This window comes from Couchioplanes caeruleus (genome assembly GCF_003751945.1).
GTDB lineage: Bacteria > Actinomycetota > Actinomycetes > Mycobacteriales > Micromonosporaceae > Actinoplanes > Actinoplanes caeruleus.
Genome location: NZ_RJKL01000001.1, coordinates 3,819,753 through 3,841,913, shown reverse-complemented (window position 1 = coordinate 3,841,913; position 22,161 = coordinate 3,819,753). Strand labels below are relative to the sequence as shown.

Below are 22,161 nucleotides of genomic sequence, written 5' to 3'. Positions count from 1 at the left end.
CTAGGCTGGCAGGCGTACCTGCCCGTCCGCCGGGTAAGGCCAGAGCGAAGACCGGAGGGGAGCGTGCCGTCGTGATCTTCAAAGCGGTACGGGACGGAGCGCCGTACCCCGACCATCACACGACGCTGAAGGCGTGGGCCGAGATCCCGCCCCGGCCGATCCGGCTGGCCGACCTCATCACCACCAAGCGCGAGCTGGCCCTCGACAAGCTGCTCGCCGAGGACTCGACGTTCTACGGCGACCTGTTCCCGCACGTCGTGGAGTGGAAGGGCGGCCTCTATCTCGAGGACGGGCTGCACCGCGCGCTGCGGGCCGCCCTGCAGCAGCGCAACCAGATCCACGCCCGGGTGCTCGTCATCGACAACTAACACTGTTAGTTTTACGGCATGGCCGTCTCACCGCTGGATCTGCTCGACCTCGACGACCTCCTGAGCGACGAGGAACGCGACGTCCGGGCGCTGGTGCGCCGGGTCGCCGACGAGCGCGTCCGCCCGCACATTTCCGACTGGTACGAGCGCGGCGAGGTACCCGTCCGCGAGCTGGCCCTCGAATTCGGCAAGCTCGGCCTGCTCGGCATGCACCTGAGCGGGTACGGCTGCGCGGGCGCCTCCGCGGTCCAGTACGGCCTCGTCTGCATGGAGCTGGAGGCCGCCGACTCGGGCGTCCGGTCCCTCGTGTCGGTCCAGGGCTCCCTGGCCATGTACGCGATCTGGAAGTTCGGCAGCGAGGAGCAGAAGCAGCGCTGGCTGCCGGGCATGGCCGCCGGAGAGCTGATCGGGTGCTTCGGCCTGACCGAGCCGGACCACGGCTCCGACCCGGGCACGATGACGACCCGGGCCCGCCGCGACGGCGACGACTGGGTGCTGCACGGCGGCAAGATGTGGATCACCAACGCGCCGCTCGCCGACGTGGCGGTGATCTGGGCTCGCTCCGACGACGGCGTGCTCGGCTTCGCCGTACCGACCACCACCCCCGGATTCTCCGTGCGCGAGGTGAGGAAGAAGCTGTCGCTCCGCGCCTCCGCCACCGGCGAGATCACCCTGGACGACGTCCGCGTGGGCGACTCCGTCCGCCTGCCGCTGGCCCGGGGCCTCAAGGGGCCGCTGACCTGCCTCACCGAGGCCCGCTTCGGCATCGTCTGGGGCGCCCTGGGCGCGGCCCGGGACTGCCTGGAAACCGCCATCGCGTACGCGGGCAGCCGCGAGCAGTTCGGCCGCCCGATCGCCGGCTTCCAGCTCACCCAGGCAAAGCTGGCCGACATGGCGCTGGAGCTGCAGAAGGGCTATCTGCTGGCGCTGCACCTCGGCCGGCGCGCGGACACCGCGGGGCTCCGGCCCGAGCAGGTCAGCGTCGGCAAGCTGAACAACGTCCGGGAGGCGATCAAGATCGCGCGGCAGTGCCGCACGATTCTCGGCGCCAACGGGATCAGCGGCGAGTATCCGGTGCTCCGGCACGCGAACAACCTCGAAAGCGTGCTCACGTACGAGGGAACTTCCGAGGTCCACCAGCTCGTCATCGGGCAGAAATTGACGGGTTTGAGCGCTTTCGGGGGTTGAGACGCTGCGGCTGTCGTACCCCTTCCGTACCGTGGGAACCAGGGCCCACGAGAGGAAGGGGTGTCCGGCGATGGCGAATCCGTCCGGCGTCGACGAGCCGACCAGGGAATATCCGGCCATCGAGGAGCCCGCGTCCGCGTCCGCGCCTCCGGCCGCGACCGAGCCTTCAGCCACCGAGCCGCGGGGGCCCGGGGCTTTCGCGCGGGTGCTCCTCTTCACCGGGGTGGTCTTCGCGCTCATCGTGGCTCTGTGTCTCGGCCTGCGCGCGATCAACGTGCTGCCCAGCTTCGACAATCCGTTCTCCGACAAGACCACCGACCGCAGCCAGCCCGTCCTGCTGCAGTCGATGCGCGACCTGAGCCGCTACGTGGCCGCCGACGGCACCTTCCAGGTCATCGTCGACCTGCAGGAGAACAAGGAGAACATCCCCGAGTTCCTGGTCAACAAGCGCACGCTGTTCGTCGGCTCGGGCACGGTCGAGGCGTACGTCGACTTCGGCCAGCTCGCCTCGGGTGCCCTGACCGTCGACGAGGCGAACAAGACGGTCACCATCAAGCTGCCGCCCCCGCAGCAGGGGCAGGCGTCCCTGGACATGCAGCGCAGCTACGTCGTGGCGGAGGAACGGGGTCTGCTCAACCGTATCGGGGACGCCTTCTCCAGCGACCCCGGCCGCCAGCAGCGGGTCTATCAGCTCGCCCAGCAGCGGATCACCGAGGCGGCGCAGGCCAGTGGGCTCGACCAGCGCGCCCGGGAGAACACCGAGAAGATGCTCGTCAGCCTCTTCGGGCGGCTCGGCTACACCAAGGTCACCGTCGAGTTCACCACCCCGTGAGCCGGGATTTCGCCGGCTCGTGACCCGCTGCTGACGTCCGTGGCCGGCACCCCGGGCGGGGCGCCGGCCACGGAAGGGTCACTCGTTGGGCAGCATGACCCAGAGGATGAGGTAGATCAGGAACTGCGGGCCGGGCAGCAGGCAGGAGACGATGAAGATCAGCCGCATCGTGCCCGAGCCGATGCCGAAGCGGCGGGCGAGGCCGGCACACACGCCGGCGATCCATCGGTCGTCGCGGGGGCGAGCCAGACGGCGAGCCATGTCATCCACTCCTTCGATGTCGGTCAGGCGGGTGCCTGACCTGTCGGCCAGGCGGTGTGCCTGACCTGTCGGCCAGGCGGTGTGCCTGACCTGTCGGCCAGGCGGTGTGCCTGACCTGCGATCCACGGTAGGTGCGCCCCGTGACCCCGCCCTCGGCCGGCAGGGGGAGAAGGCGGCTCACGTTCCCGTAAGGGCATCCCGTACCCGTACCCTTCCCGCTGTTAACATCGGGGCGAATTTCGCCCTTACTCTCTGCGATCGGCGGTTCTGGTGGGAGGAATGTCGCGGTGACGCTCGCCGTGTTGTGCGGCAGCACCGGCAACGATCTCGACCCGGCCGACGCCGTCCGGCTCGCGGACGAGCTGACCGCCGGACTGTCCGCGGCCGGGGCCTCGGCCGTCCTGACGGTGGGCGGAGATGACGTCCCGGCGCAGCTCAGAGAGATCGCCCGGATCGCGGCCGAGGCCGTCGAACCGCTGCTGCTCTGCGCCGACGACCTGGTCGCGCACAAGAGTCTGTTGTGGACCCTCGCCACCGAGCCGGCCGGACGCAGCACCGCCCTCGTCGTCGCCACGGAGAGTGGCACCGGAGGCGACCTCAGGGAGGATCGGGGTCGGCTGGTCCCGGCCCCGGACGGACCCACCCGGTTCGCGGGCGCCCTCTACGTCGCCCCCGCCGATCTGCGCCTGGCGGCGGCCGCCGCCGAGAAGGCACTCGCGGCCGCCGAGGACGGCAGCCGAGACCCGGATGCCGGGAGCCGGGTGCGCGGAAGCGCGCTCGACCTGCTTCTTCCTACGTTGCTCGACGTCGGGTTGGTGCCCATCGCCACCCGGGTGCGGCTGCTGCACGCCGCGCGGGTGCACGACGATGCCGAGCTCGCCGCCGCCCGGGCGGCCGTCGCGGCGGTCGACGAGGACAAGGCCCTGCTGCGGCTCGCCGTCAAGGAGAAGGACGACTTCTTCACCACGTACGCGGTGAGCACCTGGTCTCCGCTGGTCACCAAGCTCTGCGCCCGCGCCGGACTGACGCCCAGCGGCGTCACCGCGCTGTCCGTGCTCTTCGCGGTGGCCTCCGCGCTCGCCTTCTGGCAGGCGTCGCGCCCCTCGATGGTGGCCGGTGCCGTCCTGCTCTACCTCGGGTTCGTGCTCGACTGCGTCGACGGCCAGCTCGCGCGGTACACCCGCACGTTCGGGGCGTTCGGCGGGTGGCTCGACACGATGGCCGACCGGGCCAAGGAGTACGCCGTCTACGCCGGGCTGGCCGCCGGTGCCGAGCGGGCGGGCCTGCCGTACGCGTGGCCGCTGGCCATCACCGCCATCGTGCTGCAGACCGTGCGGCACATGACCGATACCTGGTACGGCGCCCTGCACGACGAGGCGGCCGCCCGCCAGGCGGTCGGCACCGCCGGCAACGCCGACGCCGGTGGCGGGGTGGGTGCCCGGCTCAGTCGCGCCTCGAACAAGGTGCAGGCGGATACCGGGTCGCTCGCGTACTGGCTCAAGCGGATCGTGGTCTTTCCGATCGGCGAGCGCTGGGCGTTGATGGCGGTCCTGGCGGCCCTCACCGACGGCCGGGTGGCGCTCGCCGCCGTGGTGACGTGGGGGCTGCTCGCCGCCGGGTACACGCTGGCGTTGAGGTCTCTACGCTCCCTCTCGATGCGCGTCGGCGTGCTGGAGACGGTCGACACGTCGCGGCACCGGGACGACGGCCGGATGGTGCGCGGCACGGTGAGCGCGGCGGATTTCTCCCGGCCGCTGCTGTGGGCCGGGCTCGCGGCGGTCGCCCCCCTGGCGCTGATCGCGGCCGTGACCGCAGGATGGGCGCCGCGCGGCACCCGCTGGGGTTCCTGGTGGGGCGGGGACGCGCACGTCGAGCTGGTCCGGGCGGGCGAGGCGTCGACGTGGCTCGTGGCGGTCGCGGCGCTGGTGTTCGGCGCCGGCCTGGCGGCCCGGGCCGGGCATGGCGGGCCGCTCGACTGGCTGGTGCCGGCCGGGCTGCGGGCCGCGGAGTATCTGTTCGCGGTCGCCGTCGCGCTCATCTGCGACGTGCCGCCGCCGGTGCTCTTCGCGCTGCTCTTCGCGCTGGCGCTGCACCACTACGATCTGACCGCCCGGATGGAGAAGGCCGCGCCCGACGCGACCGCCAGGCGCGCCCTGCTCGGCTGGGACGGTCGGGTGGCGCTGCTGCTCGTCTGTGCGCTGGCCGGTGTCGCGACGGCTGGTGAACTGCTGGTGGCCGCCGGGGTCGGCCTGCAATTCCTTTCCGGAGCGGTCCGGGACTGGCGCACCGGGGAGAATCGATGACGCTGCTCAGCGTGGTGCTGCCGGTCTACAAGGTGCAGGGCTATCTGCGGCAGTGCCTCGACTCGCTGCTGGAACAGGTCTTCACCGACTTCGAGATCGTGGCGGTGGACGACTGCTCGCCGGACAACAGCGGCGCGATCCTCGCCGAGTACGCCGCCCGCGATCCGCGCGTCCGGGTGGTGTCCCTGGCGGAGAACGTCGGCCTCGGCCGGGCCCGGAACGTGGGGCTGGACCACGCGGTGGGCGAGTACGTGTGGTTCGTCGACAGCGACGACTGGCTCGCCCAGGGCGCGCTGACCGCGGTCGCCGACCGGCTCGCCGAGACCGCCGCGGACGTGCTGGTCGTCGGCTTCGACAAGGTGCACTGGGACGGCCGGGTGGAGGTCCCGCGCGTCGGGCGGGTGCTGGCCAAGGCGCCGGAGACCTTCACGGCGCAGCAGTGGCCGCGGATCATGAACGTGCTGCACGTCGCCTGGAACAAGATCGTGCGCCGCGAGCTGCTGCTCAAGCTGGACCTGCGCTTCGCCGAAGGCTGGTACGAGGACGTCTCGTTCACCTTCCCCCTGCTCGCCGCGGCGCCGAGGATCAGTGGACTGGGCCGCACCTGCGTGCACTACCGGCAGCGCCGCACCGGGGCGATCACGCGTACCCTCGACGACCGGCATTTCGAGATCTTCGACCACTGGGCGCACGCGATGGCGCTGGTGGACGGGTACGCCGATCGGGCGGAGCAGCTGCGGCCGGTGCTCTTCCGGCGCATGATGTGGCACTACTTCGCCGTGCTGAGCAACACGCAGCGGGTGCGGAACGTGTCCCGCAGGCGCTTCTTCGGCCGCATCACCGAGGACTTCCACCGCTACAAGCCTGCCGTCGGCTACCAGCGCCCTCCGGGCACGATGGGCCTGCGGCACACATTCGCGGCGAGCGGTTCGTACTTCTCCTTCCAGGCGATGCAGCGGGCTATCGCCGTGGTTCGCACTCTCAGGCGGGTACGCCGGGTGCCGGCGGTCCGGGCGAGGAGGTTCGCCGGCCGGGTACGGCAGGCCGCCTACCGCGCGTACTACCTGCTGCAACTGCGGCTGCCGGTGGACCAGAAGCTGGCGCTGTACGCCGCGTACTGGTACCGCGGGGTGAGCTGCAATCCGGCCGCCATCGCGGGCAAGGCCGCCGAACTGGCCCCCGGCGTGCGCGCCGTGTGGGTCGTCAACCGGAGCCGGGTGAAGTCCGTGCCGCCGGGCACGGAGTACGTGATCACGGGAACGCCGGCGTACTTCCGCGCGCTGGCCCGGGCCCGCTGGCTGGTCAACAACGTGAACTGGCCGAACTGGGTGCGCAAGCGGGCGGGCACGACGCACGTGATGACCCACCACGGCACCCCGCTGAAGATGATGGGGATGGACCAGGCCGACCATCCGGCGGCGGCGAAGGACCAGGACTTCCACGCCCAGATGCGCCGCGCGGACCGCTGGGATTTCAGCATCACCGCCAACGCGCACACGACGATCGCCTGGGAGCGCGCGTATCCCTGCCGGTACGAGACGCTCGAGGTCGGCTATCCGCGCAACGATCGGCTGGCGTGCGCGACGGCGGAGGAGACGGCGGAGGTCCGGCGCAAGCTCGGCATCGCGCCGCACGAGCGGGTCATCCTCTACACCCCGACCCACCGCGAGTGGCTGCCGGCGGGCCGGCAGGTCTTGGACGTGGACGCGTTCACCGACACGCTCGGGCCGGACACCGTGCTGCTGGTCCGGGCCCACTACTTCGGTGTGGCCGCCGACCACAAGGCGCCGTCGCGGCGGGGGCGCATTGTGGACGTTTCGGCGTACCCGGTGGTGGAGGATCTGTATCTCGCGGCGGACGTGATGATGACCGACTACTCCTCGGCCATGTTCGACTTCGCCGTGCTGGACCGGCCGCTGGTGATCTTCGCGCCGGACTGGTCGGCGTACCGGGAGGTACGCGGGGTGTACTTCGACCTGATGGAGTTGCCGCCGGGCGAGGTCGCCACCACCTTCGGCGAGCTGGTCGAGGTCTTCCGTGGCCGGGCCTACGAGGGCACCGCGGCGGCGGAGAAGCGGGCACGGTTCCGGGAACGCTTCTGCTATCTCGACGACGGCATGGCCGCCGAGCGGGTCGTCCGCCGGGTCCTGCTCGGCGAGATCCCGCATCGACAACTGTGACGGTGGGGTGACTGGCCGTCAATGGCCGTTCACCCGATGGCAGTTCTGCATGCGTCTGGTCACGCTAGGCCATCGTCGCAGCTCGCATGCAGGAGGTTGACGGTGTCCACCGTCGCGCTCAGGGACGTCACGAAGGTCTGGCCGGACGGGACCGTGGCGGTCGACAAGGCCGGCCTCGAGGTGCGGGACGGGGAGTTCCTGGTGCTGCTCGGCCCCTCGGGCTGCGGCAAGTCCACGATTCTGCGCATGATCGCCGGCCTCGAGGAGCCGACGGCCGGCATCATCCTGCTCAACGGCGAGCCGGTGACGGATCTGGCCCCTCGGGACCGCCAGATCGCCATGGTCTTTCAGGATTTCGCGCTTTATCCACACATGACGGTCAGTGGCAATATTGCGTTCCCGCTCAAACTGTCAGGTGTGGAGGCGGCGGCCCGCGAGGAGCGGATCGGCGACGTCGCCACCGCGCTGGGCATCGGCGAGCTGCTGGGCCGAAAGCCCACTCAGCTTTCCGGCGGTCAGCGTCAGCGGGTGGCGATGGGGCGGGCGATCGTCCGCCGTCCGGGCCTCTTCCTCATGGACGAGCCGCTGTCCAACCTCGACAGCGGGCTACGCGCCGAGCTGCGCGCGGAGATCACCAGCATGACCCGCGAGCTCGGCGTCACCACCATGTACGTGACCCACGACCAGGCCGAGGCGCTCACCATGGCGGACCGGGTGGCGATCATGCGTGGGGGAGTGCTGCAGGACGTGGGCACGCCCACCGAGGTGTACGGCCGCCCGGCCACCCTCTACGTGGCCGCGTTCCTCGGTTCCCCGCGGATGAACCTGCTCGAGGCGTCGGTGTACGTGCAGCTCGACCGCTACGTCGTCCTCGATCTCGGCGAGCAGGCCCTCTATATCCCGTGGCACGACATCCGCGCGCGGGCGATCGCGCACTACCACGGCGAGCGGATCGTGGTCGGCATGCGGGCCGAGGCGCTCACCCCGGTCGCCCCCGACGCACCGGGCGACGTGCTGCGGGGCCGGATCCGGTACCTCGAGCACCACGGCCACGAGTCGCTGGCCTTCCTCGACATCGGCGCCACCGCGATCGTCGTCGACGAGCTCGGCAAGGGTGCCGCCGAGGCGGTACCCGCCGGTGGGGCGTTGCGCCGGGTCGGCGGGGCCTTGCAGCGGCTGACCGGACGCTCGGATCGGGCGGCGCCGAAAAGCGGCGGTGCGGCGAAGGTCTCGGTGCTCAGCGATCCGGGCCGGCACCACCGGCGCCCGGCCGAGGTCGCGGTGCGGCTGGCACCGTATCCGGCCGTCTCGCCGGGGCATCCGCTGGCGATCGGCGTACGGATGGAAGCCCTGCACTTCTTCGACGAGCACGGTGACCGCATCGACATCGGTTGGCGCTGAATACGACTTTCCACCCATCTGGAAGAGACGGTTCCGTGTCGTTGACACGGTGTCGTATCGTTCGCGACACGTCGGTGCGAGGGCGTATCGACGTCACGACCCGAAGGGTGGCGACCAATGGCGAACGCATCCGGACTGTTGGTGATCGAACGAATACTGCGCGACAGACAGGGGATCTGGCAGCAGGTCGTCGAGGACCGGTCCCTGCCGAAGCTCACCGGGCAGATGCTCGTCAGCTCGGTGATCGCCCTCGCCTGTTACGGCGCGGTGCTGGGCTCCTTCCACAGTGTGCTCATGGCGCTGACCTCCGCGGTGAAGCTGCCGCTGCTGTTCCTGGTCACGCTGGCCATCTGCCTGCCGACGCTGTACCTGTTCAACCTGGTCTTCGGGGCGCGGCTGTCCGTACGCCAATCCCTCGCCCTGGTCATGGTGGCGCTGACGGTGACCGCCATGTTGGCGCTGGCGTTCGCCCCGATCGCGCTCTTCTTCCTGATCACCGCTCCGGACTACGGCTTCTTCAAGCTGCTGAACGTGGTGATCCTGGCTCTCTCCGCGCTCGTCGGCCTGCGTTTCCTCACCGGCGGCATGCGGGTGCTCAACGACAACGGCCTGCTGTCGCCGGAAAAGGAGAACGAGGCGACGGTCGTTCCCGCCGTCAACGCACCTGAGCCCGCCCGCGAACCGGTCCCGGCCGGTGCCGCGGTGAACGGTACGACCGCGGCTGCCCCGGCGGCGGCCGCCCCGGCCCCGGCCCCGGTCCCGGCCGCCGCGCCGCCCGTCGCCCAGGTCCCGCCGGGCTACATGCTGACGCCGATCGGCCATCAGCGCCCCGCGCCGCAGCCGCCGCGCCAGCCCGCGCCGCCGAGCATGACGCTGCTCTACATCTGGATCCTGCTGTTCGGCTTTGTCGGCACCCAGCTCGCGTGGACCCTGCGGCCCTTCTTCGGCAGCCCCGGCATGAAGTTCAGCCTCTACCGCGACATCGACGGGAACTTCTACGCGGAGATCCTGCGTACCCTGTCTCATCTGTTCTGATCTTGAATACCGGACTCCGACAACTGCCACGGAGGCGGTACACAGCGTAGGCTGCTCGGCGGTGGAGGAAACCGTCGGCCAGGAGATGCTGCGTCCGGCTCCGGGCAGGGAGTCGCCGGACGCTTCTTCATCGCAGGCAAAAGGCGGCGGAGACCTTCTCGACCGGGTCTTCGGCCGGGCCGACATCACCGTGCTGCGTCACGAGGTCATCCAGCGGCTCGCGCCGGGCCTGCTCGGCGACCGGCTGGACGGCTTCGTGCTCGCCGTCAACGAGGTGATCACGAACGTCGTGCTGCATGCGGGCGGGAGCGGGCGACTCCGGCTGACCCGCACCGCGACGGCGGTCTGGTGCACGGTCACGGACTCCGGGCCGGGCATCCCCGAGGAGTACCAGCGGCCGCCCACGGTGCCCGAGGCGTTCGAGGACGGTGGCCGGGGCATCTGGCTGGCGTACCAGTTGTGCGACGAAGTCACCATGGCAACCGGTCCGATCGGGACGACCATCGGCCTGAGGATGGATATTCCGGGTCGAATCACCGCTTCTGGCCTGCTGGACGGGGTATCAGCCGCCGGTTGAACTTCGCATGAAACGCCGTGGAAATGTCGTCATCCGCATTCAAGCGTGTTCGTCGGCGGAGGCGACTACATTAGGCCGGTGCTCGGACTACCTCCTCACGTGACGGCATGCCTCTTCGATCTCGACGGCGTGCTGACCCAGACCGCCCTGGTCCACAACGCGGCGTGGAAGTCGACCTTCGACGCTTACCTGCAGCAACGCGCCACCCGGCTCGGGGAGCCCTACCTGCCGTTCGACTCCGGTGCCGACTATCACCGCTACGTCGACGGGCGTCAACGCGCCGACGGTGTCCGCACCTTCCTGGCCTCGAGAGGCATCACCCTGCCCGAGGGCCTGCCCACGGACGGTCCCGACCAGGAGACCGTCAACGGCATCGGAAACCGCAAGAACCTGCTCGTCTTGCAGAAAATCAGTGAAGGATACGTGCAGGTCTATCCCGGCTCGGTGGACTACCTGCGTGCCGCCGAGGCGGCGGGGCTGCGCCGGGCCGTCGTGTCGGCGAGCGCCAACTGCAAGGACGTGCTCGAGGCAGCCAAGATCGACGGTTACCTGGAGGTACGGGTAGACGGCGTCACCGCACGTGCGGAAAACTTGCCGGGTAAGCCCGCGCCGGACACGTTCCTGCGCGGCGCGAAGCTGCTTGGCGTCCCGCCGGAGAACTGCGCGGTCTTCGAGGACGCCCTCGCCGGCGTCGAGGCCGGCAGGGCCGGCGGGTTCGGCATCGTGATCGGCGTGGATCGCGTGGGCCAGGCCGACGCGCTGCTCGCGCACGGCGCCGACATCGTGGTGCAGGACCTCGCCGAGCTCCTCACCCGGTAACCCCCCATCTGACTTCTTCTCTTTTCAGTTGCGAGAGGCACCACCGTGATCCGTGAACGGGCCTACCCCGTCGATCCCTGGCACATCCGGGAGACCCGGCTGGACCTGGAGCTCATGGCTCAGTCCGAGTCGGTCTTCGCCCTGGCCAACGGCCACATCGGCATCCGCGGGAACCTGGACGAGGGCGAGCCGCACGGCCTGCCCGGGACCTACCTGAACTCGTTCTACGAGCTGCGGCCCCTGCCGTACGCCGAGGCCGGCTACGGCTTCCCCGAGTCGGGTCAGACGATGGTCAACGTCACCAACGCCAAGCTCATGCGCCTGCTCGTCGACGACGAGCCGTTCGACGTGCGCTACGGCGAGCTGCGCTCCCACGAGCGCACCCTCGACCTGCGCGCCGGCACCCTCGAACGGATCGTCGAGTGGGTGTCCCCGTCGGGGCAGGCGATCCGGGTACGCACCGTGCGCATGGTCTCCTTCACCCAGCGCGCGGTCGTCGCCTTCCTGTACGAGGTGGAGCCGATCGACTCCACCGCCCGGCTGATCCTGCAGTCCGAGCTGGTGGCCAACGAGCAGCTCCCGCCGACCAACAAGGACCCCCGCGTGGCGGCCGTGCTGGACCACCCGCTGCAGGCCGAGGAGATGCTCGAGCAGCGCACCGGCGGCCTGCTCGTGCACCGCACCAAGGCCAGCGACCTGCGGATGGCCGCGGCGATGGAGCACCTCGTCGAGGCGCCCGGCAAGCACGCCGTCACCACCGAGGGCCACCCCGACTGGTTGCGCACCACCGTTGCCTGCAAGCTCGAGCCGGGGCAGAAGCTGCGGGTCGTGAAGCTGGCCGCGTACGGCTGGTCGAGCAACCGGTCCCTGCCGGCCGTGCGTGACCAGGTGGGCGCCGCCCTCGCCAGCGCCCGGCTGGACGGCTGGGAAGGCCTGATCGAGGCCCAGAAGGAGTTCCTCGACGAGTTCTGGGACCACTCCGACGTGCGCGTCGAGGGCGACCCCGAGGTGCAGCAGGCGGTGCGCTTCGGCCTCTTCCACACGCTGCAGGCCGGCGCCCGGGCCGAGAAGCGCCCGATCGGCTCCAAGGGCCTCTCCGGCCCCGGCTACGACGGCCACACGTTCTGGGACGCCGAGACGTTCGTGCTTCCGGCGCTGACCTACACCCAGCCGTCGGCGGCCGCGGACGTGCTGCGCTGGCGCCACTCGACCCTGGACCTGGCCAAGGAGCGGGCGCAGACGCTGGGCCTGCAGGGCGCGGCGTTCCCGTGGCGCACCATCCGGGGTCAGGAATGCTCGGCGTACTGGCCGGCCGGCACCGCGGGCTTCCACATCGGCGCCGACATCGCCGACGCGGTCCGCCGTTACGTCTCGGCCACCGCCGACTACGACTTCGAGCGGGAGGTCGGCCTCGAGCTGCTCGTGGAGACCGCCCGGCTCTGGCGCTCGCTCGGCCACCACGACCGGCACGGCCGCTTCCACATCGACGGCGTGACCGGCCCGGACGAGTACACGGCGGTCGTGGACGACAACGTCTACACCAACCTGATGGCGCAGCAGAACCTCATGGCGGCGGCGGAAGCGGTCAACCGCCACCCCGACCTGGCCCGCAGTCTGGGGGTCGACGACGAGGAGTCGGCGTCGTGGCGGGACGCGGCGGCCGCCGTGCACATCCCGTACGACCGGGAACTGGGCGTGCACCAGCAGTCGGAGGGGTTCACCCGCCTGCAGGAGTGGGACTTCGAGAACACCCCGCGGGAGGCGTACCCGTTGCTGTTGAACTACCCGTACTTCGATCTCTACCGCAAGCAGGTCGTCAAGCAGGCCGACCTGGTGATGGCGATGTACGTCCGCGGCGACGCCTTCACCCCGGAGGAGAAGGCCCGCAACTTCGCGTACTACGAGGCCCGGACCGTACGGGACTCGTCGCTGTCGGCGTGCATCCAGGCCGTCATGGCCGCCGAGGTGGGTCATCTGGAGCTGGCCCACGACTACCTCGGCGAGGCGGCGCTGATGGACCTGCACGACCTGCACCAGAACGCCCGGGACGGCGTGCACGTGGCGTCGCTGGCCGGCTCCTGGATCGCGCTGGTCGCGGGGCTCGGCGGCATGCGCGACTACAACGGCCGGCTCTCCTTCTCGCCGCGGCTGCCGAGCCGGATCAACAGCCTGGAGTTCTCCCTGCTGTGGCGCGGCCTGCGGGTGCGGGTGGAGGTGACACCGGCCGAGGTGACCTACTCGCTGCGCAACGGCGGCGGCTCCGCGAAGCTCGAGCTGCTGCACCACGGTAAGGAAGTGACGGTGACGCAGGTCAAGCCGGTGGTGCTGGCGATCCCGCCGGCGCCGCCGACCGGTCCGGCCCCGACCCAGCCGGCGGGGCGGGCACCGGTCCGTCGCGCCAGCAATCAGTAGGGCGCACAGCTCAGTAGGACGGACAGCAAGGAGCCCCCGCCGGAAGGCGGGGGCTCCTTTGCGCGCGTGGGGCCTGCTACAGCATGGAGACGTGTACGTGGTCCGTATGGTCGCTGTCGCCGGAATACGAACCCCAGCCCGTCGCCGGGAACCAGACCATCTTGTTCCAGATGACGTACAGGACGCCGAGCCGGTCGGCGTTGCGGACCAGGAATGCCATCAGGTTGTTGCCGTACTCGCGGGTGTCCTGGTTATGCCAGGGTGAGAAGCCGCTCTTCTGCAGGGACCAGTCGCAGGCGCGGCCCTTGGGATGCTCGAACGGGCCGCCGGGGCGGAAACAGCCCACGAACCGGTTGAAGCCGGCCTTCTTGACTTCCTTGTACATGTGCATCGTGCGGGCCGTGACGCAGCCGCCCGTGGTTTCGTCGTCGACGTTGCACCCCTCCGGGGCGAACTCACCGTCGCCGTTGCGGGGCGCGGGCGCGGCCACCTTCGACTTGAGGGTCACGAAGCCGCCCGTCACCGTCTTGCCGCCCACCAGATTGAGCGCCTTCTCGGCGGACTCCTTCTGCTTGCGCACCACTTCCTGGTTCTGCTTCTGCGCCTTGATCTCCTGGTCCAGCCGGGCCTTCGCCGTGGCGACCGTGTCGATCGCTTTCTGCAGCTCCTGCAGCTTGCCGTCGTTGACGGCGTTGAGCTCCTCGAGCGAAACGGCCTTCTCGAGGAAGGCGTCCGGCGAGCGCACGTTGAGCAGGAATCCCATCGTCGACAGGCCGCCCGTGCGGTACTGCTGGGCCGCGATGGCGTTCACCTGGGGCAGCAGGGCGTCCCGCCGATCCTCCGCGGTCTTCACCTGCACGGCCAGGTTGGCCTGTGCCTTGGTGGACCTGGCGACCGCGGCCTTGGCCGCCAGGAAGCGACGCCCCGTGTTGTCGAGCACGTCGTTGAGCGTCGGGTTGGCCTTGCCGTCGTCGGGGGTCGACGAGCTTCCGCCGGGCGCCGCGGTCGCGGGCGCTCCGGGGGCGACGATCATGGTGATCGCGATGAGCGGTGCCAGGGCGAGGACCAGCCACCGGCCGGGTCTTGCCGTCATGCAGTTTCCTTCCGTGTTGCCGCCTACCGGGTTAGCTGACGGGTTCGGGACGGAAGCGATCCCTACCGCAAGGCTCTGCGGATTCACCCCTTTTCAAGGTGGTTCCCCGATTCGCCGTGCGGCGATTGAGCGGTGGTCCGCCGGCACCTTGGGGGCGGTGCCTTCATGGCAGTGACCGGCGGAAAGTTTACCTGAAGATGGCCGTCGCATCAGCGCCTGCGGAGGGCCGAAAACTGTTACCGCGCAACGACTTTCCGTTACCCCTCGATGGGATGACGCAGGTCATGACCCGCAACGAAGTATCAATGTGAGTCGCTGCATTCTGCCTCACACCTCTCACTGTTCGTGTGCGTATGAATGCGTACGGTGCGACACCTGTCGATGGTGGGATTCCGTGGGTAGTCTTCGTCACGGTTCCATCACGGAACCGCCGCCCAATCGTCGAAAGGCGAGCCGGGGACCCATCCGGTAATGGGGTGAATCCGCAGAGCCTTGCGGTAGGGATCTCTTCCGTCCCGAACCCGTCAGCTAACCCGGTCGGCGGCCGACGGAAGGAACGCACGTGAGGCTCGACCCTCTCCGGCGGCGATTAGCGATCGTGCTCGCGGTCATGGTCGCCACCTCGGGGCTGGCGCTCGCCGCCCCCACCGCGGCCGGCGCCGCGCCCCGCCCGCCCGCCGCGCCGGGAGACGACGGCGACGACGGCGAGGGCGGCTCGAAGTCGCTCGTCGAGCAGCTCGAGGCGGCCTCGAAGGGCTTCGTCGAGGCCCGGGAGGCGCTCGCCCGCTCGAAGAAGCGCCAGCAGGAGGCCGCCGCGAAGCTCAAGGCGATCGACGCCGAGCTCGGCCCCAAGCAGAGCGTCCTCGACGACATCGCCCAGCAGTCGTACCGCACCGGCCGGCTCGGCCCGATGACCGCCCTGCTGACGGCCGACTCCTCGCAGGGCCTGCTCGATCGCGCCACGACGCTGGAGAGCGTGGCGGTGAAGCAGGAGCGCGCCCTCCGGGAGCTGCAGGACGCCCGGGCGAAGCAGGCGAGGGCGAAGCTGGTGATCGACGCGGAGGTCCGCGACCAGGAGCGCCAGAACGACATCATGAGCAAGCGCAAGGCGCAGGCGGAGAAGGCGCTGAAGACGGCGAACGCCGCGGCCGGCGGCGCGAGCGGCCCCTCCGGCGGAGGCAACAGCGCCCAGGCGGGGGCCGCGCCGCGCAACCCCAACGGCGAGCTGCCCGACGAGTCGTGCAGCCAGAACGACCCGACGACGACCGGTTGCCTCACGCCCCGCACCCTGCACGCCATGAAGGAGGCGCAGGCGGACGGCTTCACCCGCTTCGTGTCGTGCTTCCGTCCGCAGGGCAGCGGTGAACATCCGCTGGGCCGGGCCTGCGACTTCGCGTCGGACGAGGACGGCTTCGGCGGCGTCGCGACCGGCGCCAGCCGGGACTACGGCGACCGCCTGGCGAACTACTTCATCGACAACGAGGGCCGGCTGGGCGTGCTGTACGTCATCTGGTTCAAGCGGATCTGGCTACCGAGCAGCGGATGGCAGCCGTACCTGCGCGGCACCGGCGAACCGAACAGCGATCACACCAACCACGTGCACCTGTCCATGCGATAGCGCCGGACCGACCCAGGGCGGCCGCCGGGCCGCCCTGGTCGTCACCTCTTGACGTACGCCTCGTACTCCTTGAGCACGTCCGCGGTCGGGCCGTCGGCACGGATCAGCCCGGACTCGAGCCAGATGCTGCGCTCGCAGGTGTCCCGGATCGACTGCTCGCTGTGGCTGACCAGGAAGACCGTGCCCGCCTCGGCGCGCAGGTCGCGGACCCGCTGCTCGCTGCGCCTGCGGAACTTCGCATCGCCGGTGGCCAGCGCCTCGTCGATGAGCAGCACGTCGTGCTTCTTCGCCGCCGCGATCGAGAAGCGCAGCCGGGCGGACATGCCGGAGGAGTACGTCCGCATCGGCAGCGAGCTGAAGTCGCCCCTCTCGTTGATGCCGGAGAAGTCGATGATCTCCTTGACCTGGGACTTCACCTGCTCCGGGGTCATGCCCATGGCGAGGCAGCCGAGCACCACGTTGCGCTCGCCGGGCAGGTCGTTCATCAGGGCCGCGTTGACGCCGAGCAGGGAGGGCTGGCCGGCCGCGTAGATCGCGCCCTTGTCGACGGGGAGCAGGCCGGCAATGGCCCGCAGCAGCGTCGACTTGCCGGAGCCGTTGGTGCCGATCAGGCCGATCGCCTCGCCCTTGTACGCGACGAAGCTCACACCCTTGATCGCGTGCACCTCCCGCAGGGTGGCGGGCTTGGTGCCGGTGACGATTCGCTTGAGGCTGGCGACCGGGCTGTGCGTACCCGCGCCGCCGGCCTGGTGCACCCGGTAGACGACGTGGGCGTCGTCCACGATCACGGTGGGTTGACGCTCGTCAGCCACGGCCGTAGCCCTTCTCTCCGCGCCAGAAGTAGACGAAACCGCTGAGCCCGACCACCAGCGTCCAGGCGACGGCCTCCAGCCACAGCACCATGGGGGACGCCGCCAGCGGCACGTCCTCCATCAGGGCGTGACGCATCAGGTCGATGAAGACGAGGAGCGGGTTGGCCTCGACGACCGCGAGCAGCCAGCCGTCGAGCTTCTGCTCGAACATGGTCACCGGGTAGAGGACGGCGGAGCCGTAGAGCCAGATCCGCATGATGAAGGGCACGAGCTGCTTGAAGTCGGCGACCTTGGACCCGAGCCGGGCCACGGCCATGGCGAGACCCGCGTTGAAGATCGCCTGGAGCAGGAAGATCGGGACGACCAGCAGCCAGTCCAGGGTCAGCGGCTCGCCGGACCCGAGGACGATCAGCATCAGGACGGTCATCGAGGCGAGCATGTTGCGGACCTCGACCGTGGTGATCGCCAGGGGCAGACTCGCGCGGGGGAAGTGCAGCGCCCGGATGAGCCCGAGGTTGCCGCTGATCGACTGGATGCCCGCCTGGACCACCGACTGGGTGAACTGGAACAGGAAGACGCCGGTGCACAGGTAGGGCACGAAGTTCTTGATGTCCTGGGAGGTGCCGAGGAGGACCCCGAAGATCACGAAGTACACGGCCGCGTTGATCAGCGGCGTCAGCACCTGCCACACCATGCCGAGCCGGGTCTTGCCCAGTGAGGACGTGACCTTGGCGTTCGCGTACGAGGTGATGAAGTGGCGGTACGACCACAGCAACCGCGTGTACGCGGGCAGGCTGGGAAGTCTGCCCGCCGCCGTGAGGCCGTGCCGGCGAGCCAACTCTCTCAGCGGGATGCCGGTGTCGGAATCGGCGACCGCCGTCTGGGGCATGGGGTAGCGCTCCGATCTCGTCGGTCCGTCAGGGGTGGTGGACCTGGGTGACTTGCGCGGGATCACAGTAATCAGTGTGCCGCGATGAAACGCCGTCGTATCGACGTTAACCCGAAATGTAGCCGAAGGAACGTCGAAACGCAACCGTTGCGTCCTCGCGTATAGTGTCCCCGTGGCGACAGGGAAACGTGCACCCGCCGGAGCGGCGGTGCTCCGCGGCGACATCACCGCGGCGATCCGCAACGCGGTGATGAACGAGCTGGCCGAAGTCGGCTACGGCCGGCTCTCCATCGAAGCGGTGGCGCGCCGTGCCGGGGTCGGCAAGACCGCGGTCTACCGCCGCTGGAGCAACAAGCTGGAGATGGTCCTTGAGATCGTCTCCGGCGTGGCCGAGCGTAGCGTGCCGATGCCAGACACCGGTAGCTTGGCCACCGACCTGCAACTCCTGATGTTCGTCGTCAGCAAGGCGCTGCAACACCGCATCGCCTCGCAGATCATTCCCGACCTGATGGCCGAGGCGGCGCGCAATCCCAAGATCGCGGAGACGCTCCAGCGAGCGCTGCGCACCCACCAGCTCGCGGTCGGGGAGAAGATCGTCGGACAGGCCGTCGAGCGCGGCGAGCTGCCCACGGGCGCCGATCCGGAGCTCGCGGTGGACCTCATGGTCGGCCCGCTCTACTGGCGGCTCGCCGTGTCCCGCACGCCGATCGGCGACGACTACCTGGAGAGGCTGGCCGGCGCCGTCATCGCGGCGCTGCGAGGGACTCCGCCGGCTCGCTGATCGCGGCCGCGATCTGCTCCGGGCTCATCGGCCGGGCGAAGTGGAAACCCTGCGCCCGAACGTAACCGAGATCACCCAGCTTCGCCGCCTGCGCGGAGGTCTCGACGCCCTCCGCGACCGCCTCGACGCCCATCGCCCGGGCGATCTGCAGCACCGCCCCGGCGATCGCGTCCGGGCCGGGAACCGGTGCGAAGGACCGGTCCAGCTTGATCTGGTCCACCGGGCAGTTCGCGAGCAGGCTGAGCGTCGACGCCCCGGTGCCGAAGTCGTCCAGGGACAACCGGACGCCCATGGCGCGCAGGGCCCGCAGGCTCTCCTGCGTCGCGCCGCCACCGACGGCGGTGGACTCGGTGATCTCGATCGTCAGCCGTCGTGGATCCATCCCGGTCTCGGCCAGGACGGCGGCGACGTCGACCGCGAACGAGGCCTCCTGGAGCTGGCGCGCCGAGGCGTTCACCGACATCGTGCCGGGTGCCTGGTCGCCGAGCTCCGCGGTCCACGCCACGGCCTGCCGGCAGGCCTCACGCAGCACCCAGCGGCCCAGCGGCACGATCATTCCGGTGCGCTCGGCGCCGGGGATGAAGTCGCCCGGCCCCAGCAGCCCCCGCTCGGGATGGTTCCAGCGCACGAGCGCCTCGACTCCGGTGAGCCGTCCCTCGGGCAGGGCCACCACGGGCTGGTAGTGCAGCACCAGCTCGTCGCGCTCCAGGGCGGCGGTCAGGGCCGCGGTGATGCGACGCCGCTCGGCGCCCGGAGCCTCGGAGCCCGGCCGGTAGCGCTGGTAGCCGCCCTCGCCGCGCTCCTTCGCCTCGTACATGGCGATGTCGGCCTGGCGTAGCAGGTCGCCGACGTCGTCGCCGCCGCGGCCGTCGACAACGCCGTAGCTCGCGCGGACGGCCAGGAGGTGCCCGGAGATGTCCACGGGTACGGCCAGCGCGTCCGCGATCCGCTCCAGCACCCGGTCGACGTCGCCGCCGCCGAGCCCCTCGAGGAGGATCGCGAACTCGTCGCCGCCGAGCCGCGCCACGGTGTCGGTCGGGCGTACGTGGGCACGCATCCGCTCGCCGACCTCGACCAGCAGGCCGTCGCCGACCGCGTGCCCCAGGGTGTCGTTGACCGTCTTGAAGTCGTCCAGGTCGACGAGCACGATGCTGATCGGCTGCTGTCCGGCCCGGGCGACGGCGTCGGTGAGACGGGCGCTGAAGAGGGCCCGGTTGCCGAGGCCGGTCAGCACGTCGTGGCTCGCCTCGTAGCTGAGCCGCTCGTGGGCGCGGACCGTCTCGGTGACGTCGCGGCAGTTGCTCACGATGCCGAGGACGCTCGGCTCGTCGAGGAGGTTGGCGCTGACGATCTCCAACGTCCGGTACGAGCCGTCCTCGTGGGCCAGGCGCACCCGGCAGGTGGAGGTGGCTCCCGCGTGCGCGGCGACCTCGGCGAGATGCGCGACCGCGATGGTGAGGTCGTCGGGGTGCACCCGGCGACGGAGGTCCGTACCCGTCATCGAGGCGGGCCGGCAGCCCAGCACGCGTGAGACGGCCGGGCCGGTGTACGTGATCCGGCCGCCCGGCTCGGTGATCATCACGATCTCGCTGGAGTTCTGAGTCAGCAGGCGGAACCGCCGCTCCCTGCGGTGCAGGGCTCGCGTCTGGGCGAACAGCGCCGCGCCCAGGGCGGTCGGCGCGAGGAAGGACAGCACAGCGCGGCGCTGGTTCATGTCGCTCCTCTCCGGGCCGGGGGTGTCGACCTGGAGAATCGGCCACGGCGAGCGCCGCATGAGCTTTACGTCGCCTTGAGCCGGGAAGCCTTGTCCTCAAGAACAGCTCAAGGCAGCCGAATGGAGAGGTCCCCCGCCCCCGGACGCCTGTCGGAGCATCATGCGCACCAGTGACCTCGACGCCACCATCTTCACCTCGGCGTCCCTGCTCGCCCTCGCCTTCGGCGGCAAGTCCGACGACGCCGTGCGGCTGTCACAGCCGCGGCCGGACGGGCGGCCGGACGACTACGCCGGCTACTGGCGCAACGCGGACGACACCGTGCGGCTCGTGCTGGGCGAGGACTGGTCGTACGAGGGCAAGGTCGCCGGGCGCCGCCGCAACGCGAAGGGCACCTACCGCCCCGACGGCGCCGGCCTGCTGCTCAGCGACGAGTCCGGCCTCCGGACGCGCGTGGAGCCCGCCGAGTACGGCCTCGAGATGGCCGGGCACCAGCTCTTCAAGGTCGCCGAACGCTGCGGCTAACGGATCCGTCCGGCGGACCGAAACTTCAGGCATGCGGCTCTTCAAGTTCCTGGTGCCGGTGCTCGCCGTCCCCTTCGCGCTGAGCGGATGCGGAGCCCTGGGGCTCGGCTCGGCCACGGGTACGCCCTCCGCGAGCGAGACTCCCGTACCCGGCGACAGTTGGATCGTGGTCGCCGCCGGCAGCCCCACGGCGACTCCGAAGGTCTCCTACAGCGGCTCCCGTCCGCCCGCGCTGCCGCCGGTGTCGTTCCTGCCCGCGCCGCCGGGGGACTGCGCCAAGGAGTGGACCGTGGACCCGGTCCACATCCCGATGGAGGTCACCCCGGGCGCGGGCAAGCTGACCGTCACCTGGCCCCGGCAGTACTCCTCCGCCTACCGCATCACCGCGGTCGACCAGACCGTGGTCTCCGGCACCCAGCCGCCCTACGTCTGGCAGGACGTGCCCGCCGGCGACGGCTGCACGGTCACCGCCACGATCAGCGGACTCTCCTCGAAGGTGCCGTACGTGGTCTGGCTGGACGCCCCGGACACCGGCTACCAACAGGACGGGACGCGGCACCCGTACAGCGGCCGCTCGGGCGTCGTCTACCCGCTCTGACTCAGTAGCCCGCGTCGGCGGGAGCGTCGCCGCCCTCGCCGCCCTGCTCGGGGGCGGGCTGGATCGCGTCCGGCAGCGGCTTGGTCTTGCCACCCTGGGGATTCACGGCGAACCAGGTGCCGTTGACGCCCTGGCCGAGGATGTCGCCCGGCTTGGAGTCCTTCGCGAAGTAGTACACCGGCCAGCCGTTGATCGTCACCTGGCACGTGCCGTCCGCGCGCTCGACGTACCCGAGGATCTTGGGGTCGAGCCCCTGCGGGAAGATCTTGCCCGGCGACTTGATCAGCAGGGGCGGCCAGGCCTTCGCGCAGTCGCCGTTGCAGGTGGCCTTCGGCGGCTTGTTGCTGTCCTTGTCGAAGCGGTAGAGCGTGCGCCCGGCGCCGTCGGTGACGTATGTGCCGATCTGGGCGTTCGGGGTGGCCGCGAGCTCGACCGTCTTGCTTCCCGTACGGATGCTCGCCGGCGGGGTGACGTCTTTGCGTGACGGACCGTTGTAGATCTTCACCCACTTCTGGGTCTTCGCGACGGTCGGCTCGGGAACCGGGGCCGTCGGCGGGTCGGGCGTTTCGGCGCCGGCCAGCTCCGGGACCGCGACTCCCTCGGGGTCCGCGGGCGCGTCCGCGCCCGGCGGCGTGCTGGACCGGGCGGCCGCGACCTCGACGGCGGCGGTCTCGGTGGGTTGGGCACAGGCGGTGAGCCCGAACACGCCGGTCGCGGCGATGGCCACGGCGGCGAGGCTGGTGCGCTTCATTTTTCT

At 70.3% G+C, this 22,161-nt stretch carries 20 protein-coding genes and 2 riboswitches; of the genes, 14 read left to right on the top strand and 6 right to left on the bottom strand.

Annotation, left to right across the window (positions count from 1 at the left end; genetic code table 11):
• Positions 1–71: 71 nt before the first annotated feature.
• The 3 genes from EDD30_RS17065 to EDD30_RS17055 all read left to right on the top strand — a co-directional run bounded on the left by EDD30_RS17065 (position 72) and on the right by EDD30_RS17055 (position 2,388).
• Positions 72–368 carry a type II toxin-antitoxin system VapB family antitoxin gene (locus EDD30_RS17065; protein ID WP_071806848.1) on the top strand — a complete coding sequence of 99 codons (297 nt, stop codon included), beginning with the start codon at positions 72–74 and terminating at the stop codon, positions 366–368.
• Positions 369–386: 18 nt separating this feature from the next.
• On the top strand, positions 387–1,556 hold the full coding sequence (locus EDD30_RS17060; protein WP_071806849.1) for an acyl-CoA dehydrogenase family protein: 1,170 nt from the start codon (positions 387–389) through the stop codon (positions 1,554–1,556).
• 70 nt (positions 1,557–1,626) lie between these two features.
• Positions 1,627–2,388: a DUF4230 domain-containing protein gene (locus EDD30_RS17055; RefSeq protein ID WP_071806850.1), complete on the top strand. Its 762-nt coding sequence runs from the start codon at positions 1,627–1,629 to the stop codon at positions 2,386–2,388.
• Between the two features lie 78 nt (positions 2,389–2,466).
• Here the strand turns inward: EDD30_RS17055 and EDD30_RS17050 are convergent, their stop codons facing one another.
• Positions 2,467–2,649 (bottom strand): PspC domain-containing protein, encoded by a 183-nt coding sequence (locus EDD30_RS17050; protein ID WP_071806851.1) that lies wholly within the window; start codon positions 2,647–2,649, stop codon positions 2,467–2,469.
• A gap of 287 nt (positions 2,650–2,936) precedes the next feature.
• Between EDD30_RS17050 and EDD30_RS17045 the strand changes: the two genes are divergently transcribed.
• The 7 genes from EDD30_RS17045 to EDD30_RS17015 all read left to right on the top strand — a co-directional run bounded on the left by EDD30_RS17045 (position 2,937) and on the right by EDD30_RS17015 (position 13,376).
• Positions 2,937–4,952 carry a DUF5941 domain-containing protein gene (locus tag EDD30_RS17045; RefSeq protein WP_071806852.1) on the top strand — a complete coding sequence of 672 codons (2,016 nt, stop codon included), beginning with the start codon at positions 2,937–2,939 and terminating at the stop codon, positions 4,950–4,952.
• The gene (locus tag EDD30_RS17040) at positions 4,949–7,132 is read left to right on the top strand and encodes a bifunctional glycosyltransferase/CDP-glycerol:glycerophosphate glycerophosphotransferase (RefSeq protein WP_071806853.1); all 2,184 of its coding nucleotides are present in this window, start codon (positions 4,949–4,951) and stop codon (positions 7,130–7,132) included. Before EDD30_RS17045 ends, EDD30_RS17040 begins: the two co-directional genes overlap by 4 nt.
• A gap of 102 nt (positions 7,133–7,234) precedes the next feature.
• Positions 7,235–8,533, top strand: coding sequence for an ABC transporter ATP-binding protein (locus EDD30_RS17035; RefSeq protein ID WP_123678329.1), 1,299 nt, complete (start codon positions 7,235–7,237; stop codon positions 8,531–8,533).
• 117 nt (positions 8,534–8,650) lie between these two features.
• Positions 8,651–9,568 (top strand): hypothetical protein, encoded by a 918-nt coding sequence (locus EDD30_RS17030; protein ID WP_071806855.1) that lies wholly within the window; start codon positions 8,651–8,653, stop codon positions 9,566–9,568.
• Between the two features lie 61 nt (positions 9,569–9,629).
• Positions 9,630–10,145 carry an ATP-binding protein gene (locus tag EDD30_RS17025; RefSeq protein ID WP_071806856.1) on the top strand — a complete coding sequence of 172 codons (516 nt, stop codon included), beginning with the start codon at positions 9,630–9,632 and terminating at the stop codon, positions 10,143–10,145.
• 78 nt (positions 10,146–10,223) lie between these two features.
• The gene (locus EDD30_RS17020; protein ID WP_071806870.1) at positions 10,224–10,964 is read left to right on the top strand and encodes an HAD family hydrolase; all 741 of its coding nucleotides are present in this window, start codon (positions 10,224–10,226) and stop codon (positions 10,962–10,964) included.
• A gap of 45 nt (positions 10,965–11,009) precedes the next feature.
• Positions 11,010–13,376: a glycoside hydrolase family 65 protein gene (locus tag EDD30_RS17015; RefSeq protein ID WP_071806857.1), complete on the top strand. Its 2,367-nt coding sequence runs from the start codon at positions 11,010–11,012 to the stop codon at positions 13,374–13,376.
• A gap of 76 nt (positions 13,377–13,452) precedes the next feature.
• Here the strand turns inward: EDD30_RS17015 and EDD30_RS17010 are convergent, their stop codons facing one another.
• Positions 13,453–14,469 carry a coiled-coil domain-containing protein gene (locus tag EDD30_RS17010; RefSeq protein WP_071806858.1) on the bottom strand — a complete coding sequence of 339 codons (1,017 nt, stop codon included), beginning with the start codon at positions 14,467–14,469 and terminating at the stop codon, positions 13,453–13,455.
• Between the two features lie 4 nt (positions 14,470–14,473).
• Positions 14,474–14,611: riboswitch (cyclic di-AMP (ydaO/yuaA leader) on the bottom strand.
• A gap of 279 nt (positions 14,612–14,890) precedes the next feature.
• A riboswitch (cyclic di-AMP (ydaO/yuaA leader) is annotated at positions 14,891–15,028 on the top strand.
• Positions 15,029–15,079: 51 nt separating this feature from the next.
• On the opposite strand from EDD30_RS17010, the gene EDD30_RS17005 reads away from it, so the two are divergent.
• Positions 15,080–16,087, top strand: a complete 1,008-nt coding sequence (locus EDD30_RS17005; RefSeq protein WP_071806871.1) for a coiled-coil domain-containing protein — start codon at positions 15,080–15,082, stop codon at positions 16,085–16,087.
• 41 nt (positions 16,088–16,128) lie between these two features.
• On the opposite strand, the gene EDD30_RS17000 is transcribed toward EDD30_RS17005, so the two are convergent.
• Positions 16,129–16,899 carry an ABC transporter ATP-binding protein gene (locus EDD30_RS17000; protein ID WP_071806859.1) on the bottom strand — a complete coding sequence of 257 codons (771 nt, stop codon included), beginning with the start codon at positions 16,897–16,899 and terminating at the stop codon, positions 16,129–16,131.
• Positions 16,892–17,788 carry an ABC transporter permease gene (locus EDD30_RS16995; protein WP_071806860.1) on the bottom strand — a complete coding sequence of 299 codons (897 nt, stop codon included), beginning with the start codon at positions 17,786–17,788 and terminating at the stop codon, positions 16,892–16,894. The genes EDD30_RS17000 and EDD30_RS16995 overlap by 8 nt, the downstream gene beginning before the upstream one ends.
• Before the next feature lie 172 nt (positions 17,789–17,960).
• Here EDD30_RS16995 and EDD30_RS16990 point away from each other — a divergent pair, with 172 nt between their 5' ends.
• Positions 17,961–18,569 (top strand): TetR/AcrR family transcriptional regulator, encoded by a 609-nt coding sequence (locus tag EDD30_RS16990; RefSeq protein WP_071806861.1) that lies wholly within the window; start codon positions 17,961–17,963, stop codon positions 18,567–18,569.
• Here EDD30_RS16990 and EDD30_RS16985 read toward each other — a convergent pair.
• The gene (locus EDD30_RS16985) at positions 18,532–20,283 is read right to left on the bottom strand and encodes a putative bifunctional diguanylate cyclase/phosphodiesterase (RefSeq protein ID WP_170047412.1); all 1,752 of its coding nucleotides are present in this window, start codon (positions 20,281–20,283) and stop codon (positions 18,532–18,534) included. The two genes, EDD30_RS16990 and EDD30_RS16985, sit on opposite strands and share 38 nt — an antisense overlap.
• Before the next feature lie 160 nt (positions 20,284–20,443).
• Between EDD30_RS16985 and EDD30_RS16980 the strand changes: the two genes are divergently transcribed.
• Both EDD30_RS16980 and EDD30_RS16975 read left to right on the top strand, forming a co-directional pair.
• Positions 20,444–20,806: a hypothetical protein gene (locus EDD30_RS16980; protein WP_071806863.1), complete on the top strand. Its 363-nt coding sequence runs from the start codon at positions 20,444–20,446 to the stop codon at positions 20,804–20,806.
• Between the two features lie 31 nt (positions 20,807–20,837).
• Positions 20,838–21,404, top strand: a complete 567-nt coding sequence (locus EDD30_RS16975; RefSeq protein ID WP_071806864.1) for a hypothetical protein — start codon at positions 20,838–20,840, stop codon at positions 21,402–21,404.
• A gap of 1 nt (position 21,405) precedes the next feature.
• Here EDD30_RS16975 and EDD30_RS16970 read toward each other — a convergent pair whose 3' ends face one another.
• Positions 21,406–22,155, bottom strand: a complete 750-nt coding sequence (locus EDD30_RS16970) for a hypothetical protein (protein WP_071806865.1) — start codon at positions 22,153–22,155, stop codon at positions 21,406–21,408.
• Between the last annotated feature and the right edge of the window lie 6 nt (positions 22,156–22,161).

Excerpts from the sequence above, each read along its gene's own strand:
- EDD30_RS17010 (WP_071806858.1), bottom strand. The coding sequence starts at position 14,469 with ATGACGGCAAGACCCGGCCGGTGGCTGGTCCTCGCCCTGGCACCGCTC.
- EDD30_RS16970 (WP_071806865.1), bottom strand. The coding sequence starts at position 22,155 with ATGAAGCGCACCAGCCTCGCCGCCGTGGCCATCGCCGCGACCGGCGTG.
- EDD30_RS16975 (WP_071806864.1), top strand. The coding sequence starts at position 20,838 with ATGCGGCTCTTCAAGTTCCTGGTGCCGGTGCTCGCCGTCCCCTTCGCG.
- EDD30_RS16980 (WP_071806863.1), top strand. The coding sequence starts at position 20,444 with ATGCGCACCAGTGACCTCGACGCCACCATCTTCACCTCGGCGTCCCTG.
- EDD30_RS17005 (WP_071806871.1), top strand. The coding sequence starts at position 15,080 with ATGGTCGCCACCTCGGGGCTGGCGCTCGCCGCCCCCACCGCGGCCGGC.
- EDD30_RS16985 (WP_170047412.1), bottom strand. The coding sequence starts at position 20,283 with ATGAACCAGCGCCGCGCTGTGCTGTCCTTCCTCGCGCCGACCGCCCTG.
- EDD30_RS17060 (WP_071806849.1), top strand. The coding sequence starts at position 387 with ATGGCCGTCTCACCGCTGGATCTGCTCGACCTCGACGACCTCCTGAGC.
- EDD30_RS17030 (WP_071806855.1), top strand. The coding sequence starts at position 8,651 with ATGGCGAACGCATCCGGACTGTTGGTGATCGAACGAATACTGCGCGAC.
- EDD30_RS17055 (WP_071806850.1), top strand. The coding sequence starts at position 1,627 with ATGGCGAATCCGTCCGGCGTCGACGAGCCGACCAGGGAATATCCGGCC.
- EDD30_RS17040 (WP_071806853.1), top strand. The coding sequence starts at position 4,949 with ATGACGCTGCTCAGCGTGGTGCTGCCGGTCTACAAGGTGCAGGGCTAT.
- EDD30_RS16995 (WP_071806860.1), bottom strand. The coding sequence starts at position 17,788 with ATGCCCCAGACGGCGGTCGCCGATTCCGACACCGGCATCCCGCTGAGA.
- EDD30_RS17050 (WP_071806851.1), bottom strand. The coding sequence starts at position 2,649 with ATGGCTCGCCGTCTGGCTCGCCCCCGCGACGACCGATGGATCGCCGGC.